At 45.1% G+C, this 15,800-nt stretch carries 15 protein-coding genes; 9 read left to right on the top strand and 6 right to left on the bottom strand.

Annotation, left to right across the window (positions count from 1 at the left end):
• Positions 1 to 2: 2 nt before the first annotated feature.
• From hutG to hutC, 3 genes are all read right to left on the bottom strand, one after another.
• Entirely contained in the window at positions 3 to 1,031 is a 1,029-nt protein-coding gene (gene hutG, locus AB4167_RS02925; RefSeq protein WP_102393420.1) for a formimidoylglutamase, read from the bottom strand.
• Positions 1,018 to 2,268, bottom strand: coding sequence for an imidazolonepropionase (hutI, locus tag AB4167_RS02920; RefSeq protein ID WP_372136103.1), 1,251 nt, complete (start codon positions 2,266 to 2,268; stop codon positions 1,018 to 1,020). The genes hutG and hutI overlap by 14 nt, the downstream gene beginning before the upstream one ends.
• A gap of 113 nt (positions 2,269 to 2,381) precedes the next feature.
• A complete protein-coding gene (hutC, locus tag AB4167_RS02915; protein WP_017063600.1) occupies positions 2,382 to 3,095 on the bottom strand; it encodes a histidine utilization repressor in 714 nt (237 codons plus the stop codon).
• A 181-nt stretch (positions 3,096 to 3,276) separates the two neighbouring features.
• Between hutC and AB4167_RS02910 the strand changes: the two genes are divergently transcribed.
• The 7 genes from AB4167_RS02910 to AB4167_RS02880 all read left to right on the top strand — a co-directional run bounded on the left by AB4167_RS02910 (position 3,277) and on the right by AB4167_RS02880 (position 8,632).
• Positions 3,277 to 4,020, top strand: a complete 744-nt coding sequence (locus tag AB4167_RS02910; RefSeq protein WP_372136102.1) for a sporulation protein — start codon at positions 3,277 to 3,279, stop codon at positions 4,018 to 4,020.
• 384 nt (positions 4,021 to 4,404) lie between these two features.
• On the top strand, positions 4,405 to 6,333 hold the full coding sequence (thrS, locus tag AB4167_RS02905; protein ID WP_017059786.1) for a threonine--tRNA ligase: 1,929 nt from the start codon (positions 4,405 to 4,407) through the stop codon (positions 6,331 to 6,333).
• 2 nt (positions 6,334 to 6,335) lie between these two features.
• Complete coding sequence (infC, locus tag AB4167_RS02900; RefSeq protein ID WP_076654893.1) at positions 6,336 to 6,887, top strand: translation initiation factor IF-3; 552 nt, start codon at positions 6,336 to 6,338, stop codon at positions 6,885 to 6,887.
• Positions 6,888 to 6,991: 104 nt separating this feature from the next.
• Positions 6,992 to 7,186: a 50S ribosomal protein L35 gene (rpmI, locus tag AB4167_RS02895; RefSeq protein WP_004738430.1), complete on the top strand. Its 195-nt coding sequence runs from the start codon at positions 6,992 to 6,994 to the stop codon at positions 7,184 to 7,186.
• A 42-nt stretch (positions 7,187 to 7,228) separates the two neighbouring features.
• Positions 7,229 to 7,582, top strand: coding sequence for a 50S ribosomal protein L20 (gene rplT / locus AB4167_RS02890; RefSeq protein WP_004733517.1), 354 nt, complete (start codon positions 7,229 to 7,231; stop codon positions 7,580 to 7,582).
• Between the two features lie 217 nt (positions 7,583 to 7,799).
• Positions 7,800 to 8,114, top strand: coding sequence for a N(4)-acetylcytidine aminohydrolase (gene yqfB / locus AB4167_RS02885; protein WP_136978283.1), 315 nt, complete (start codon positions 7,800 to 7,802; stop codon positions 8,112 to 8,114).
• Positions 8,115 to 8,182: 68 nt separating this feature from the next.
• Positions 8,183 to 8,632 carry a hypothetical protein gene (locus AB4167_RS02880; protein ID WP_017063604.1) on the top strand — a complete coding sequence of 150 codons (450 nt, stop codon included), beginning with the start codon at positions 8,183 to 8,185 and terminating at the stop codon, positions 8,630 to 8,632.
• 81 nt (positions 8,633 to 8,713) lie between these two features.
• On the opposite strand, the gene AB4167_RS02875 is transcribed toward AB4167_RS02880, so the two are convergent.
• The 3 genes from AB4167_RS02875 to AB4167_RS02865 form a co-directional block, all read right to left on the bottom strand.
• On the bottom strand, positions 8,714 to 9,952 hold the full coding sequence (locus AB4167_RS02875) for a leucine-rich repeat-containing protein kinase family protein (protein WP_372102870.1): 1,239 nt from the start codon (positions 9,950 to 9,952) through the stop codon (positions 8,714 to 8,716).
• A 379-nt stretch (positions 9,953 to 10,331) separates the two neighbouring features.
• Positions 10,332 to 10,910: a TetR/AcrR family transcriptional regulator gene (locus AB4167_RS02870; protein WP_017066051.1), complete on the bottom strand. Its 579-nt coding sequence runs from the start codon at positions 10,908 to 10,910 to the stop codon at positions 10,332 to 10,334.
• The gene (locus AB4167_RS02865; protein WP_372102868.1) at positions 10,907 to 12,343 is read right to left on the bottom strand and encodes a coniferyl aldehyde dehydrogenase; all 1,437 of its coding nucleotides are present in this window, start codon (positions 12,341 to 12,343) and stop codon (positions 10,907 to 10,909) included. The genes AB4167_RS02870 and AB4167_RS02865 overlap by 4 nt, the downstream gene beginning before the upstream one ends.
• Positions 12,344 to 12,904: 561 nt before the next feature.
• Here AB4167_RS02865 and speA point away from each other — a divergent pair.
• Together speA and speB are read left to right on the top strand one after the other, a co-directional pair.
• Positions 12,905 to 14,812, top strand: a complete 1,908-nt coding sequence (gene speA / locus AB4167_RS02860; RefSeq protein ID WP_372097727.1) for an arginine decarboxylase — start codon at positions 12,905 to 12,907, stop codon at positions 14,810 to 14,812.
• A complete protein-coding gene (speB, locus tag AB4167_RS02855) occupies positions 14,812 to 15,738 on the top strand; it encodes an agmatinase (RefSeq protein ID WP_372136101.1) in 927 nt (308 codons plus the stop codon). Before speA ends, speB begins: the two co-directional genes overlap by 1 nt.
• Positions 15,739 to 15,800 lie beyond the last annotated feature (62 nt).

Below are 15,800 nucleotides of genomic sequence, written 5' to 3'. Positions count from 1 at the left end.
GATTAGTCGCTGGCCATTGCACTGGCAATATCCCAACATAAACGAGCCGCTAATCGAGCCGTTTGGCCATCGACGTCGTAGTCTGGGTTGTATTCCGCTATGTCCGCGATAATGAGTTTTTCACTGTGTTGGAAAATCTGTTCTAGAAAAGGAGCAAGCGCTTCATAGCTCACGCCTCTTGCCGCTGGTGCACTTACGCCCGGCGCAGTAGCTGCGGGGAAAACATCGAGATCAATGGTGAGATAGAGATAATCACACTCAACGATGAATTTTTGTAACTTGATCAGTTGAGCGACTTGATTCACTTGGGTCATGTTGCGGTCGTGTTCATACCACACGCCCAGTTGGTCAGCTTTGTTAAACAGCGCTTTGGTATTGCTGGCGGCACTCACACCAAGACAAGCGTAATGAAACGGCCATTGATGTGCGTGGCAGTAATCACTGATCTGGTTAAAAGGCGTGCCGGAGCTCGGTTTAACATCGGTGATGTCGCTTTCAAATTCACGAAGATCAAAGTGAGCATCAAAATTAACGATGCCGATCTTAGGATTGTGTTCTGATTGAATTTTATTTAGGTGCTCAGCGAGACCTTGGAACGTTGCCCAAGCCACCTCGTGACCACCGCCAAGGGTAATCACTTTGTTGGTTGCTAAGGCATTGGCAATCACAGAAGCACACTGTTTTTGGCTGACTTCTAATTGACCATCATTGCACTCGATATCACCAAGATCGGCGATGTGTGCGTCACTGTGCCAAGCCATATTCGCCAACGCTTGGCGTATCAAGTTAGGTGCTTGTTTCGCGCCCACGCGTCCTTTATTTCTTGCAACACCGGCATCGCTGGCAAAGCCTACCAAGGCGATATCACCGTCAGTCAGCTTGTCACTTAACTCACTACTTTGCACTTGCTTGGTAATGTGATGAACGCGAGTACCGAGTGCGCCATCTTCAAGATCATTACGTCCGGTCCACACAAAGTTATGCACGGTTGTTGCGTTCTCTTGGATACCGTTGGATTTAGATTGAGTCATGACACACCTCGCCATTAACAATGCGTTTATGCAGGTGAGGAACACCGACTTGATAGCTTAGATCTGCAGGGTGGTCGATGTTCCAGATAGCCAAATCTGCGGCATAACCGATTTCGACTTTGCCTTTGGTTTGTGACTTACCAATGGCAGCCGCCGAGTTACAAGTTACACCGCGTAGTGCTTCTTCAGGCGTCGTACCAAACAGGGTGCAGCTCATGTTCATCATCAGCGTTAAGTCTGCAAAGGGAGATGTGCCGGGGTTTAGGTCGGTCGCGATCGCCATTGGGATTTTGTGTTCACGAAGTAAAGCAATAGGTGGCTGTTGAGTCTCTTTCAAGAAGTAGAAAGCCCCGGGTAATAAGGTGGCGACTGTGCCTGATTCTGCCAGTGCTTTTACTCCGGTTTCATCAAGGTACTCAACATGGTCAACAGAGAGTGCGCCGTATTTTGCTGCAAGTGCGCTGCCACCCATATTCGAAAGTTGTTCTGTGTGGCCTTTAATCGCGAGCCCGTGTGCTTTGGCAGCGGCAAAGACACGTTCGGTTTGTTCTAGGTTGAAGCCGATAGATTCGCAAAATACGTCAACGGCATCGGCGAGCCCTTGCTCCGCAGCTTTAGGAATGATCTCTTGGCAAACCAGATCTATGTAACGATCTGGTTGTTCTTTATATTCAGGTGGCACAGCATGCGCAGCAAGGAGAGTGGTAGTGATCTTAATTCGGCGATGATTTTCTAACGCTTTGGCTGCACGCAGCATCTTGAGCTCATCTTCAAGTGTTAAACCATAGCCAGATTTTACTTCGATGCTGGTTACGCCACTTCTTAGCAGGCCATCGAGTCTAGGTAGTGCCATTTCAACCAGTTCAGACTCTTGTGCTACGCGTGTTGCAGTGACTGTCGCTAGAATGCCGCCGCCTTGTTTGGCTATGTCGGTGTAAGAGATACCATTCAAACGCTGTTCAAATTCGTTGGCACGATTACCCGCAAATACGAGGTGAGTGTGGCAATCAATCAGACCTGGGGTGACGAGCTTGTTCTTGCAATCATAGGTGATGTAATCCTCAGAGTTATCAGTGCTCGGTTGTTCTACCTCAGAAGCAAGTACGCCTTGGTTTGAACAAGAGATGGACACGATTTTACCGCTTTCGATAACGATATCTTGAGGGGAAGAGGGCTGATAACCGTCGGATCCCGAACTCATGGAGACCACTCGTGCGTTTTTGAGGATCAAATTCATAATCACCTAGATCTTTGCTAAATATTAAATGTATATACAAATAAGTAGGCTAAACGCTGACCCGAATCAAGTTGATGTTGCAAAAATGTGATCGGCGATCAGGATGATGTTCTTTAATCTAGAAGTATCTTGGAGCTTAATTTGTACTTAGAGCCAGGATGGTAGAGCAATGCAAAGCTGATGAGGCGTTCTTTGCTCCATGTTCTTCTATTCAAAAGTAGGCAAGGTTCTGATTCAGATAGCTTTAGTGACGTTCTGATTTGAGAGTCAGGAATAATGGCTTCAACCGTGTGCTCGATTGCACTCAACGGGCAGCTTTTTGAAAGGTATTCATTGGGTGTAGAGGTTGAAAAGTCTTGCTCTAGGTATTTTGGTGCGGCTTGCGAGTTCACCCAGCGCGCTTCCAATTGAATCGGTGTGTTGTCAGCAAAGTGGATGATTTCACTATAGAATACTTCGGCATTGATCATCACACCTAACCGTGTCGCGGTGCTTTCATCTGCCTTGATGCTCTTGTGCTTGATAACCTGGCTAGCATACGTTTGGCCTCGGTCTTTGATCTCTTGTGCGATGTTGTTGATATCAAGCAGCGGAGATTGCGCTTTTTCGTCTGGTTCACAAACAAAAGTACCTAGCCTTGGCTTCCTGATGAGTTTGCCTTCAGACACAAGATCTCGAATGGCTTTATTGACCGTCATTCGACTCACATTGAACTGCTCTGTGAGTTCGAGTTCTGTGGTTATCTGGTAACCCACTGGCCAGTGACCACTGTTGATATTATCGTCTATGAACTGTTTTATCTGAAGGTAGAGCGGCGCTTTCGACATAATGAAACCTTATTTGACTATACAAATAGAGTAACGGAATTTTTCACGATTTCAACATTTCCTCGGGCAATGTGACCTTATTCAACATAGATGGGGCAAATTGCTTGATTCTGTGAGGCAAGTGTCGCAAATTGTCACGTAATAACTATTCGTAAATCAGATGATTAGAAAGGGAAATAATATGTTTAAGAAATTAAAGGCCTCGTTGGGCATCGGTGCAGCAAAGGTTGATACTGTCTTAGATAATATTGAAGTTTTCCAAGGTGGAGAGTTGTCTGGCAATGTTCACATTGTTGGTGGCGACGTTGAGCAACAAATCGACTTGATTAACTTGGTTCTCAACACAGAAGTAAAAGTAGAAACGGAAGACAGTACCAGCTACGAAACCTTTTCACTGGGTCGTATTCAAGCGGTAGAGCCTTTCGTTATCCAACCGGGCGAAACCAAACTGGTTCCATTCCGACTTAAGTTAAATGATGAAACGCCAGTCACCGCGTTGAACGCACAAATGAACCAATGCCATGTGTGGGTTGAAACCAACCTAGATATAGGCTTCGCGATTGACCCTAAAGACCGTGACTTTATCTCCGTACACCCACTGCCAACAGTTGCTAAAATCATCCAAGGCGTGGAAGCATCCGGTATGGCAATGGTGAAAGGTGACGTAGAGAAGGGCTTCTTAAAAGGCAACAACTTTGCTTCTCGTTCGGGTTGTTACCAAGAGATTGAATTTCGCAGCGGCGGTTTCATGAATAATAAAGAGATCGAGCTGTCATTCATCGTTGAAGGCTCAATGGTTCACTGCCTAGCAGAAATCGATCGCTCAATGAGCTTCCGTGGCGATCAATACATCTCATTCAGCTTGCCTGCGAACGCTGCCGATTCAGACATTCGTAACGCAGTCTCAAGAATCATGAATGCGTAGTTGCTCTCTCTGTTAGTCGTTACTCTTTCTATTAATAGAGACAAGACAGTACGATTTCTAAAGCCGAACTTATCCGTTCGGCTTTTTTGTATTGTAGATAAAGCCAACGAATTACTGATTGAACTATGGGTTAGGCGTTAGAAGGATCTATATAGAAGAGACATTTCAGTCATATAGTTTTGTGGTGCTGCGGGACTAACATTGTCATTTCATATTATTTCGTTACAATGTTCGGCTACTCACAGATGTGGCATCTGTATTTGCTTCTATGTGGGTATATTTATTATGCATATATCCCCAATCAGCGTACTCGTTGATTGAAAGACATATATTAAACATTTTCATGTGTTGCTTGGTGTGCAACACCACTGTAAAGGACAAATAATGCCAATTATTACTCTTCCTGACGGTAGTCAGCGTCAATTTGACAACCCTGTATCAACTCTAGATGTTGCCCTATCAATCGGTCCTGGTCTTGCGAAAGCTACCATTGCTGGTCGTGTAGACGGCGAGCGTGTTGATGCTTGTGATCTTATCGAAAACGATGCAAGCCTAGAAATCATCACAGCTAAAGATGAAGTTGATGGCCTTGAAATCGTTCGTCACTCTTGTGCTCACCTTTTAGGCCACGCGGTTAAGCAGCTTTTTCCAGAAGCGAAAATGGCGATCGGTCCTACTATCGATAACGGTTTCTACTACGATATCGATCTTGAGCACTCTCTAACGCAAGACGATCTAGAAAAGATCGAAAAGCGCATGAAAGAGCTAGCGAAGACCAAATACCAGGTTGTTAAGAAGAAAGTTAGCTGGCAGGAAGCGCGCGACGCATTCGAAGCTCGCGGCGAGACTTACAAGATTGAAATCTTGGACGAGAACGTTTCTAAAGACGATCGTCCAGGCCTGTACCATCACGAAGAATACATCGATATGTGTCGTGGTCCACACGTGCCTAACATGAGCTTCTGCCAGCACTTCACTCTACTTAACGTAGCGGGTGCATACTGGCGTGGTAACAGTGACAACAAGATGCTTCAACGTATCTACGGCACTGCATTCCACGACAAGAAGGCACTTAAAGCTCACCTTGTGCGCCTAGAAGAAGCGGCTAAACGTGACCACCGTAAAATCGGTAAAGCGCTTGACCTATTCCACATGCAGCAAGAAGCACCAGGCATGGTGTTCTGGCACCACAACGGTTGGACTATCTTCCGTGAGCTAGAAGTATTTATTCGTCAAAAACTGACTGAGTACGATTACCAAGAAGTTAAAGGCCCATTAATGATGGACCGTGTTCTTTGGGAACGCTCTGGTCACTGGGATAAGTACGCTGAAGCGATGTTCACTACTTCTTCAGAGAACCGTGAATACGCTATCAAGCCAATGAACTGTCCTGGTCACGTTCAAATCTTCAACCAAGGTTTGAAATCTTACCGTGATCTACCGCTACGTATGGCTGAGTTCGGCTCATGTCACCGTAACGAGCCGTCTGGCGCACTTCACGGCATTATGCGTGTTCGTGGCTTCACTCAAGATGATGCTCACGTATTCTGTACTGAAGACCAAGTTCAACAAGAAGTTAAAGCTTGTATTGAAATGGTTTACGATACTTACACAACTTTCGGCTTCGAAAGCATCGTTGTTAAGCTATCTACTCGTCCAGAACAGCGTGTAGGTTCAGACGAAATGTGGGACCGTGCAGAGGCTGACCTTAAGCAAGCGCTAGAGGCAATGGACATTGCATACGAGATTCAAGAAGGCGAGGGTGCGTTCTACGGACCTAAGATTGAATTTACTTTGCATGATTGTTTGGACCGCGCTTGGCAATGTGGTACAGTGCAGCTCGATTTTGCATTACCAGAACGTTTAGGTGCTACTTACGTAGGTGAAGATAACGAGCGTCACACGCCAGTTATGATCCACCGCGCGATTTTAGGTTCACTAGAACGCTTCATTGGTATTCTTATTGAAGAATACGCTGGCTTCTTCCCAACGTGGTTGGCGCCAGAACAAGCAGTTGTAATGGGCATTACAGACAAACAGTCTGAATATGTACAAGAAATTACGAAAAAACTGCAAAAAAGTGGATTTAGAGTCAAAGCAGACTTGAGAAATGAGAAGATTGGCTTTAAAATCCGCGAACATACTTTGAAACGTGTACCGTTCATGCTTGTGTGTGGTGACCAAGAAATGGAAGCCGGCGAAATTGCAGTACGTACACGTAAAGGTAAGGACCTTGGCAAATTTAAAGTGGATGACTTTATTTCATACATCCAAGCCGAGGTTTCAAGCCGTAAGCTCAATCTGGAGGAATAGCTATTAAAGGCGGAAGACGTGGCCAACAACCGGCCAAACAAAACCAGCACCGTTTAAACGGTGACATTCGTGGCGTTCGTGAAGTGCGTCTAACTGGCGCAGACGGCGAAGCTGTTGGTGTAGTATCAATCGCTGAAGCGATGGAAGCTGCAAATGAAGCTGGTATGGATCTTGTAGAGATCAGCCCTAACGCCGAGCCGCCAGTTTGTCGTGTGATGGACTACGGTAAGTTCCTCTTCGAGAAGAGCAAAGCTGCGAAAGAGCAGAAGAAGAAGCAAAAGCAGGTTCAGATCAAGGAAATTAAATTCCGACCTGGAACTGATATTGGAGACTATCAGGTAAAACTACGCAACCTGACTGGTTTCCTAGAAGACGGCAACAAAGTGAAGGTAACAATTCGCTTCCGTGGCCGCGAAATGGCTCACCAAGAAATCGGTGTTGACGTTCTTAATCGTTTGAAAGCGGATACTGAAGAATTTGCAGTAGTCGAATCTTTCCCAACGAGAATTGAAGGTCGCCAGATGATCATGGTGTTGGCCCCTAAAAAGAAGTAATTAACGGCTTTGCAAGTAATTGAACCCTGCAGCCTCAGGTTGCGGGGTTTTATTCGCCCTAATTACTATGTTATTAACAACTCAACAATGCGGAGTTATTCATCATGCCTAAGATGAAAACCAACAAAGGTGCTGCTAAGCGTTTCCAGAAAACTGCTGGTGGTATTAAGTTTAAGCACGCTGGTAAACGTCACATCCTGACTAAGCGTACTACTAAGAACAAGCGTCAGCTACGTCCGAACTCGATCCTTCCTAAATGTGAAGTTGCTCAAGTTCTACGTATGATGCCATACGCTTAATTCTTTTTAGTTTATAAATTCGTTTAGTTTAGGAGAAGCATAATGCCTCGCGTAAAACGTGGTGTACAAGCTCGTGCACGTCATAAGAAAGTTCTAAAACAAGCTAAAGGTTACTACGGAGCACGTTCACGTGTTTACCGCGTAGCTTTCCAAGCAGTTACCAAAGCTGGTCAATACGCTTACCGTGACCGTCGCAACAAGAAACGTCAATTCCGTCAACTTTGGATTGCACGTATCAACGCGGCATCTCGTCAAAATGGTCTATCTTACAGCCGTTTCATCAATGGCCTAAAGAAAGCATCTATCGAGATCGACCGTAAGATTCTTGCTGACATCGCAGTATTCGACAAAGCAGCATTTGCTGTTCTAGTTGAAAAAGCGAAAGCATCTCTATAATTTAGAGTTAGCTTAAAGGTTTAAGAAAAGGAGAACTTCGGTTCTCCTTTTTTATTGCCTGTAATTTGGCTTTGCCATACTCTCTCGCATCTCGCATCTCGCATCTCGCATCTCGCATCTCGCATCTCGCATCTCGCACCTAATTTTTATTCGCTTGAACACGCATTCTGGTATATAAACATTTACCTAACCTTTAAATGTAAAGCGACCGAAATAAATGACCGCACCGACCACTATGACGTTCTTCGAACGTTTTGAAACTGACATCCTATCTGGCAAGAAGACGATTACTATTCGTGATGAATCTGAGCGAGACTACCAGCCAGGCAGTGTTGTGGAAGTATCGACGCTAGAGCAAGACCGTGTGTTCTGTAATCTTAAGATCATCAGCGTTGAGCCAATTTTGTTTGATGACTTAGGTGAGTTCCATGCTCAGCAAGAGAACATGACGCTGCAAGTACTGAAAGACGTGATTCAAGATATCTACCCGGGTATCTCTCAACTGTATGTGGTTTATTACGAGCTTGTGTAGCCCGCTTTAAATAGAATTTGTTGATCAATACTGCGTCTAACGCAGAGCAATGATAAAGGGAAGCCACAATGAGTGAATTACAGAGCGAAACAGTTCAGCAAATTTTGCTTCAACTTTATTGTCGTGAGCAAAATGAGCAGCCGTTAATCTCTAGAACTGATCTCGACATTGCTCTTTATGATAGCGAAGGCTTTCTAGCGTGGCGTGACACAAGGCGTAACTTTACGGTCAGTGATATCGAGAATCGAGTTTGGGTGAAGAGCTGCCCCGGCGGTTACATCACTGAAGTGCACTTCAATGCTGACGGTTCTTTGATTGAATATCGTTTGTTCGACCGATTTGAAACAACAGGGCAGTGGCAACTAAAAGACGGTTTGTTACACGTCGAGATTCTGAAGGGTGAGAACTGCTACCAGTTTGCTGTTGTGGCTCGTGCTGACCTTAATATTCACTCTGCGGTTGAGTATAAGAGCGGAGAGCTGCATTCGTACTTGAAGCTTGTTCAAGTTGAAAGCTAAACGCTGGTTCGTTTAATTAGCATATAAAAAAGCCAACAGTGATGTTGGCTTTGTTGTCTTCAATCTGACTGAATACTTCTATTAAGCTTCGAAGTTCGCCAATCGAGTATAAAGCTCGCGGGCTTGATCTTGCTTTGCACAAATCGTCAGTAGGTCTTCAATAAAGTACTTTAATGCGCGAGCTTCAATTCGGCGAATACCTTGTTGATGTTCTTCAGTTAGGTAGCCGTAGATAGTCGCAGCGCCAAAGTCACCAAAGATCATCTGACCTTGTTCGTTCACTAAAGTGTTGTGAGCGTATAGATCACCATGAGAGACTTTATTGGCATGAAGGTGTTCAAACACATCAATCATCTGCTCTGTAATGCTATTGATTTGAGCAATTGAAAGTTCGAAACCTTCTGGGAAAGTATCACGCGTGCAAGTCTCGAGTGTTGGTGGTAGCCCTAGGTTGTAGTAGCTGTTTGGAATGAGTTCCATCACCAAAGCTAGGTAATCTTGTTCCTCTACTTGGGCGATAGATTTTACCAAGTTGTTATGGTGTCCAGCCTGCAAGCACGCTTCCAGTTCATCATGTGGGTAGCCGTCACTGGTGACTTCGCCTTTAAACACTTTAACCGCCACTTCCTGTGGAAAATCGAAGTCGCTGTTTAGCCAGCTTGCATGCGAGATCACGCCAGATGCGCCTTGGCCAAGTACTTGATTCAGTGAATAGCTTTGAGAGCTAACCGCAGGCACGCTATCTAAGCTGCTAGGGTGTTTGCAAAACGGGTTACCCGCAAACGCTAACCAAGCCAGTTTTGGTAGCTTGATAAGGAACTCTGGGAATTCAGTCAACTGGTTTGCAGACAGGCGAACTAGCTCAAGGTTGGATAGGTTTTCCATGCTTTCTGGTAACACGCGAATCTTGTTACCCGCCAATGCCAGTTTCTGTAGTCGCGGTCTTTCACCTAGTGAGCTAGGCAGGGCCTCAATCTCATTGTCGGTCAGGATCAACCAACGTAGTTGAGTAGGCAGAGACTGCTCGCTGACGGTTTTGATTTGGTTGGTTTTAAAGCCAACCATTTCGAGCTTAGGAAGTGACCCTAGAACATCAGGCAGGTGCGTAAACAGGTTATTCGACGCGAAGATGATACGCAGGTTAGTCAGCTGTGATAACTCGGCTGGTAGGTCTGACAGCTGATTACCTGAAAGGTCTAGGATCTCAAGAGAATCTGCAAGCTCTATGATTTCTAGAGGAAACTCGGTGAGACTTTCTGACAGTTTTAAGCGCTTAATACCTTTAAGTTGCCCTGATTTTAATTGTTCTAGAGTATGCAAACCTTAGCCTTATGAATAGATGTTCGAGGCGCGTAGTTTACTTGTCTCAATCAAGAAAGGCGAGTATCCGGAAGAATACTCGCTTAACTAAACTAAGTGAACGAATTTACGAAGGTTAAAGCTGGATATGGTTTTGGCTAACGCCGACTTCCTCAACAAAGTCGCTATCATGACTGACCAAGATGAATGCACCCTGGTATTCACGCAGAGCCGAAGCCAATATTTGCTTCGAGTCTATGTCCAAGTGATTGAATTGTGTTCAAATAATTAAAGCACCTGTGTGGCGCTTTAGTGATCATTATTGGAAATAAATTGAATCTAGAATTTATATTTTTTGGTTTAGGGTTTAGAGCTTAGAGCCTTGGGCTTAAAGCTAAAGCTACTTGGTTTGCCCACCAACGGCGCGCCAACACATATCAAAGCTATCGTTGATGTACTTCGATGTTTGCTCTGGTGGAGACTCGCTTTGTTCAATCAGCCAGTTTGCACAAATCAGAAAGTGGCTATGAATGAAGTGTCTAACAAGGTTAATGTCCAACACCATCAATTCACCATCTTGTTGCCCTTTCAAAATGATCTCGTCTAGCGATGCGAACATCTGTGAAACAATCACTTCTCGAGTTTGAGTCGTTGGGTCGAAATGAACATTGGTGAAGAACTTCATCGCAACCGGATTCTCTAATGCCCACTCAATTCCTGTGATCCACATGAACTTAAAGGTTTGGTAGCGATCTTCTACAGCCACATCAGTGTGCGGTTGAAGGGTCGAGAATAGCTCTAGCTTCAGCTCGCGAAACAGTTCATCAATCAATAGAGATTTATTCTCGAAGTGGTGGAACAACGTCGCTTTTGCCACGCCGGCTGTTTTCGCTATTTGTCCGGTAGATGTGCCCTCTAGCCCTTGTTGAGAGAAGAGCAGGAGTGCAGCATCTAGGATTTTTTGTCTTTTGGTGATCATCTATTGAGTACTTTGAACATCAGTTTCTTGATTGGGTTGTTGTAAGGAGGATGCATTAACTTGGTGAAGTTGATTTTTCCTCTACTTAGAACGGTTTTGGCATGGCTAAGGGTCTTGAAGCCCTCAATGCCGTGATAGTGTCCCATGCCTGAAGGGCCGATGCCACCGAATGGTGCGTCTTCTGCAGCCACATGCACCAAAGAATCATTAATACACACGCCGCCAGAGTGCGTGTCTGATAAAAGCTTGTCTTGGGTTTTTTTATTATGGCTCATTAGGTACAGAGCCAGTGGGCGTTCTCTCTCTGTGATGTAATTGATTGCTTCTTCGATGGAATCATAAGGCACGATAGGCAAAACAGGACCAAACAGCTCTTCTTGCATCGCGAGCATCTCATCGTTCACTTCGGTGAGAAGGTGCGGCGTCATTCTGTGGTTTACATCGTCTTGTGCTTGTTCGGTTACCGTGTGAATAACCGCGCCTTTGGCTTGTGCGTCTTCAATGACACCTTTCAAGCGATTGTATTGGCGCATGTTGATCACTGAGGTTAAGTCTTTGCTCTCAATACCGGCTTTATAAAGCTTCTTGAAATAACGCTTATAGGCTGTGATGAACTCGTCTGATTTTTCTCGCGGCAATAAGATGTAATCAGGCGCTACACATATCTGGCCAGCGTTTAGACTCTTGGCAAACAAGATACGTTCAACAGCGTCAGCTACATCAAAGTCAGGGGCAATGATGGTTGGAGATTTGCCGCCTAATTCCAAGGTAACTGGTGTTAAGTTGTTAGCCGCTGCTCTCATAACGTGTTTACCCACAGCGGTTGAGCCTGTGAAAAGGATATGGTCAAACGGCAGTTGGCTAAATTTAGCGGAAACGTCAGCTTCGCCTTCGATAATCGCAACCTGATCTTCACTAAAGCCTTCGGCCAACATCGCTTTTAAAATTCGGTTGGTCGCTGGAGTAAACTCCGACATCTTGAGCATCGCCGTGTTGCCCGCTGCTAACGCTGTGATCAGAGGGCCTAAAGAGAGCATGACTGGGAAGTTCCAAGGCACGATGATACCAACCACACCTACTGGCTGATAATGCACAGTAATCTTGGCTGGTGTTAGCATCAAGCCGGCTTTTCGACGTGAAGGCTTCAACCACTTCTTCAGGTTTTTATCACTGTAATTGATCTGGTGTAGGGAAGGGGTGATGTCAGCAATTAAGCTGTCGTGCTCTGCTCGATGGCCATAATCTTCTGATACCGCTTCAATTAACTGCTCTTGGTAGCGCATTAATAGTTTTTTCAAGACTGAGAGATCATTTCGTCTCTGATCAAGTGTTGGATTAACGTTGTTACGGTAGTGATCTTGTTGTCGGTTGAATATTTGATCCATGTCGTTGGTGCTCGACGTGTTTGGTTCAAGGTCTAGATTATGGCTCATAGTATCCCCTAAATTCGAAGGCTGACCGATTGGTTGGTCAGTTAAAATTACAAGAAGATTGAACCGAATACAAGATATGCGCGAGAAAAGTTCAAAAATTGAGCGGTTACAACATTGAAGTGAGCGAGTTCTAGTAGGAAGAATGAAGTGTTTATCGGCATCGAATCGCGGGACACAAGCTGTGTTGGTGATAGCGAGAGTTCAGATTGTGAAGTGCTTATATTTGTCACAACTCTGACTTAACCTCACTCAATTTACTAAAAATCTTTTGGTTTCTGCACATTTTTTCTCCCTAATTTAATGTGAGAAATTGCTTTATATTTAATGCGCTTCAGCCTGTTTTTTACCCTAAAACCTTGTAATTCCTTACCTGTTATTTTAAGTCGATCTGTCGATAAAAAAACGTAATCGTCACCACAAATATCAATGGTTGGACTCGCTCTTAATAATATCGGTTAATGCAGCCAACAAATCGTTTTTGAACGCTTTTTGTTGGGTTATACCTCGCTATTCCAAAGAGGTATCTTCTGTCGATGGCCCTATAGTGTGAGGTCTCTAGAATTGGAAAATTCGGTTAATTTGGAACGCATCCGTGCTGAGTATAATGTAAAGCACTGGAGCCAAGGTTTTTATGGAATTGATGATAACGGTGAGGTGTATGTTTCACCGAGCGAGACGGATCATCAAGTCCCACTAAGTAAGATCGTAAAACAGTTAGAGCAAAGAAATATTGGTTTACCTGCTCTTGTGCGTTTTCCTCAAATAGTGCATCAACGTGTGCACAATATCTGTAACGCATTTAACCAAGCGATCGACGAATATCAGTACGACAATCGTTACCTACTTGTTTATCCGATTAAAGTTAACCAACAAAAAGAAGTGGTTGATGAGATCTTAGCGAGCCAAGCTCAATTAGAGCAAAAGCAGCTAGGACTAGAGGCGGGCAGCAAACCTGAACTATTAGCGGTACTGGCGTTGGCTCAAAAAGCGAGCTCTGTGATCGTGTGTAACGGTTACAAAGACAGAGAATACATCCGCCTTGCACTGATTGGCGAAAAGCTAGGCCACAAAGTCTTTATCGTTCTAGAGAAGTTGTCTGAGCTTGATCTTGTTCTTTCTGAAGCGAAAGCACTTGGCGTAAAACCTCGTTTGGGTTTACGTATTCGTCTTGCTTCTCAAGGTGCAGGTAAATGGCAAGCAAGTGGTGGTGAGAAGTCGAAATTCGGTTTGTCTGCATCACAAGTGCTTACTGTTATCGAACGCTTGAAAGCCGAAGACCAGCTGGATGTACTTGAACTCGTGCACTTCCACCTAGGTTCACAAATGGCAAACATTCGTGACGTGCGAAATGGCGTGAGTGAAGCGGCTCGTTTCTACTGTGAACTGCGTGATATTGGCGCTCAACTGAAGTTCTTAGATGTTGGTGGTGGCTTGGCAGTCGATTACGACGGCACGCGTAGCCAATCTTCAAACTCAATGAATTACGGCTTGCTTGAGTACGCTCGTAACATCGTGATGACAGTAGGGGATATTTGTAAACTCTACAATCAGCCACAACCTGTGATTATTTCGGAGTCTGGTCGCTCACTGACTGCGCACCATGCTGTGTTGATCACCAACGTGATTGGTACTGAAAGCTACTCACCGGAAGATATGGCTGCGCCAGAAGCAGACGCACCACTGTTGCTAAACAACATGTGGAAGAACTTCTTGGAGTTAGATGCAGGTAATGATGACCGCGCGCTGATTGAGATCTACAACGACACGCAAAGTGATATCGCAGAAGCACACAACCAATTTGCGACAGGCATGCTGAACCTTCAGCACCGTGCTTGGGCAGAACAGATGTCTTTGCGTATTAACTATGAACTTAGCTCTCGTATGAGTACTAAGAACCGCTACCACCGTCCAATCTTGGATGAGTTGAGTGAGCGTTTGGCTGATAAGTTTTTCGTGAACTTCTCTTTGTTCCAATCGTTGCCAGATGCTTGGGGTATCGATCAGGTGTTCCCTGTATTGCCTCTAAGTGGTTTGGACAATGCGGACGAGCGACGCGCGGTAGTACTGGATATCACATGTGATTCTGACGGTACGATCGATCAGTATGTTGACGGCCAGGGCATTGAAACAACGTTGCCAGTTCCAGCATGGAACCCAGACGAACCTTACCTGATGGGCTTTTTCCTAGTAGGCGCATACCAAGAGATCTTGGGTGATATGCATAACCTATTTGGTGATACGCACAGTGTTGTGGTGAATGTTGATGAAAGTGGTCAAGCGAATATCGACTACATCAACGAAGGCGACACGGTTGAAGACATGATGCGTTATGTTCATATCGATATGGACCTAATTCGTCAGAACTACAAAGAATTGGTAACGGCGAAAGTACCAGCTCAAGAACAGCAAAGCGTACTTGAAGAGTTAGAGCAAGGCTTGATGGGTTACACCTATCTTGAGGATTTTTAATGAACGATCTATTTACGAAACCAGATTACTCGCTGTATTCCAATGCGATGACGTTTATGCGTCGTCCATTGGTGCAAAATCCAATCGACAACGATGCTGATGTGGTTGTCTTGGGTGCGCCGCTAGATTTGGCGACGTCCGGTCGTCCGGGTGCTCGTATGGGCCCTGATGCGATTCGTCGTGCTTCTGTGAACTTGGCGTGGGAAGGCAAAAAATTCCCGTGGGACTTCAATGTATTTGAACATACCTCGGTAATTGATGCTGGCGACCTTGTGTTTGACTGTGGTGATGCAGAAGACCTAACTCAGCGTTTAGAAGCGGCGGCTGATGCGATTTTAAATAGCGGTAAAACATTGCTTGGATTAGGTGGCGACCACTTCATTACACTGCCTCTACTACGAGCGTATGGTAAGAAGTACGGTGAGATGGCGTTGATCCACTTCGATGCTCATACTGACACGTACAACCAAGGCAGCCGCTACGATCACGGCACAATGTTCTACCATGCACCAAACGAAGGCCTTATCTCGCCAGAACACTCGGTGCAGATCGGCATTCGTACCGAGTATAAGCAAGAAGGTCACGGCTTCAACGTCATTAACGCGATGCAAGCGAACGACATGAGTGTGGACGATATCATTGCTCAAGTGAAAGGTATTGTTGGTGATAAGCCAGTTTACCTAACGTTTGATATCGATTGTCTGGATCCTGCTTTTGCTCCGGGTACAGGTACTCCGGTATGCGGCGGTTTGAATTCAGATAAAGTTCTGAAAATTATCCGTGGTTTGCAGGGCATCAACATGGTTGGTATGGACGTTGTAGAAGTTTCTCCAACGTATGACCAAAGCGAGATTACAGCACTGGCTGGTGCGACGATTGCTCTCGAGCTGCTTTACGTCTGGACTGCAAATCGCCTTGCTAAATAATAGTGTGTCATTGTTAACAGCGTAACGCTACATACTGATTTTAAAGGTTCATCGCGGATTAG

The sequence above is a fragment of the Vibrio sp. 10N.286.49.E11 genome (genome assembly GCF_041469505.1).
Lineage (GTDB): Bacteria > Pseudomonadota > Gammaproteobacteria > Enterobacterales > Vibrionaceae > Vibrio > Vibrio crassostreae_C.
Note: the sequence above shows the minus strand (reverse complement) of the source record. Positions and strands in the feature narration are given on the sequence as shown.

What these genes read in the sequence shown, in the direction of transcription:
- hutG (WP_102393420.1), bottom strand. Translation starts at nt 1,031, where the DNA reads ATGACTCAATCTAAATCCAACGGTATCCAAGAGAACGCAACAACCGTG.
- hutI (WP_372136103.1), bottom strand. Translation starts at nt 2,268, where the DNA reads ATGAATTTGATCCTCAAAAACGCACGAGTGGTCTCCATGAGTTCGGGA.
- hutC (WP_017063600.1), bottom strand. Translation starts at nt 3,095, where the DNA reads ATGTCGAAAGCGCCGCTCTACCTTCAGATAAAACAGTTCATAGACGAT.
- AB4167_RS02910 (WP_372136102.1), top strand. Translation starts at nt 3,277, where the DNA reads ATGTTTAAGAAATTAAAGGCCTCGTTGGGCATCGGTGCAGCAAAGGTT.
- thrS (WP_017059786.1), top strand. Translation starts at nt 4,405, where the DNA reads ATGCCAATTATTACTCTTCCTGACGGTAGTCAGCGTCAATTTGACAAC.
- rpmI (WP_004738430.1), top strand. Translation starts at nt 6,992, where the DNA reads ATGCCTAAGATGAAAACCAACAAAGGTGCTGCTAAGCGTTTCCAGAAA.
- rplT (WP_004733517.1), top strand. Translation starts at nt 7,229, where the DNA reads ATGCCTCGCGTAAAACGTGGTGTACAAGCTCGTGCACGTCATAAGAAA.
- yqfB (WP_136978283.1), top strand. Translation starts at nt 7,800, where the DNA reads ATGACCGCACCGACCACTATGACGTTCTTCGAACGTTTTGAAACTGAC.
- AB4167_RS02880 (WP_017063604.1), top strand. Translation starts at nt 8,183, where the DNA reads ATGAGTGAATTACAGAGCGAAACAGTTCAGCAAATTTTGCTTCAACTT.
- AB4167_RS02870 (WP_017066051.1), bottom strand. Translation starts at nt 10,910, where the DNA reads ATGATCACCAAAAGACAAAAAATCCTAGATGCTGCACTCCTGCTCTTC.
- AB4167_RS02865 (WP_372102868.1), bottom strand. Translation starts at nt 12,343, where the DNA reads ATGAGCCATAATCTAGACCTTGAACCAAACACGTCGAGCACCAACGAC.
- speB (WP_372136101.1), top strand. Translation starts at nt 14,812, where the DNA reads ATGAACGATCTATTTACGAAACCAGATTACTCGCTGTATTCCAATGCG.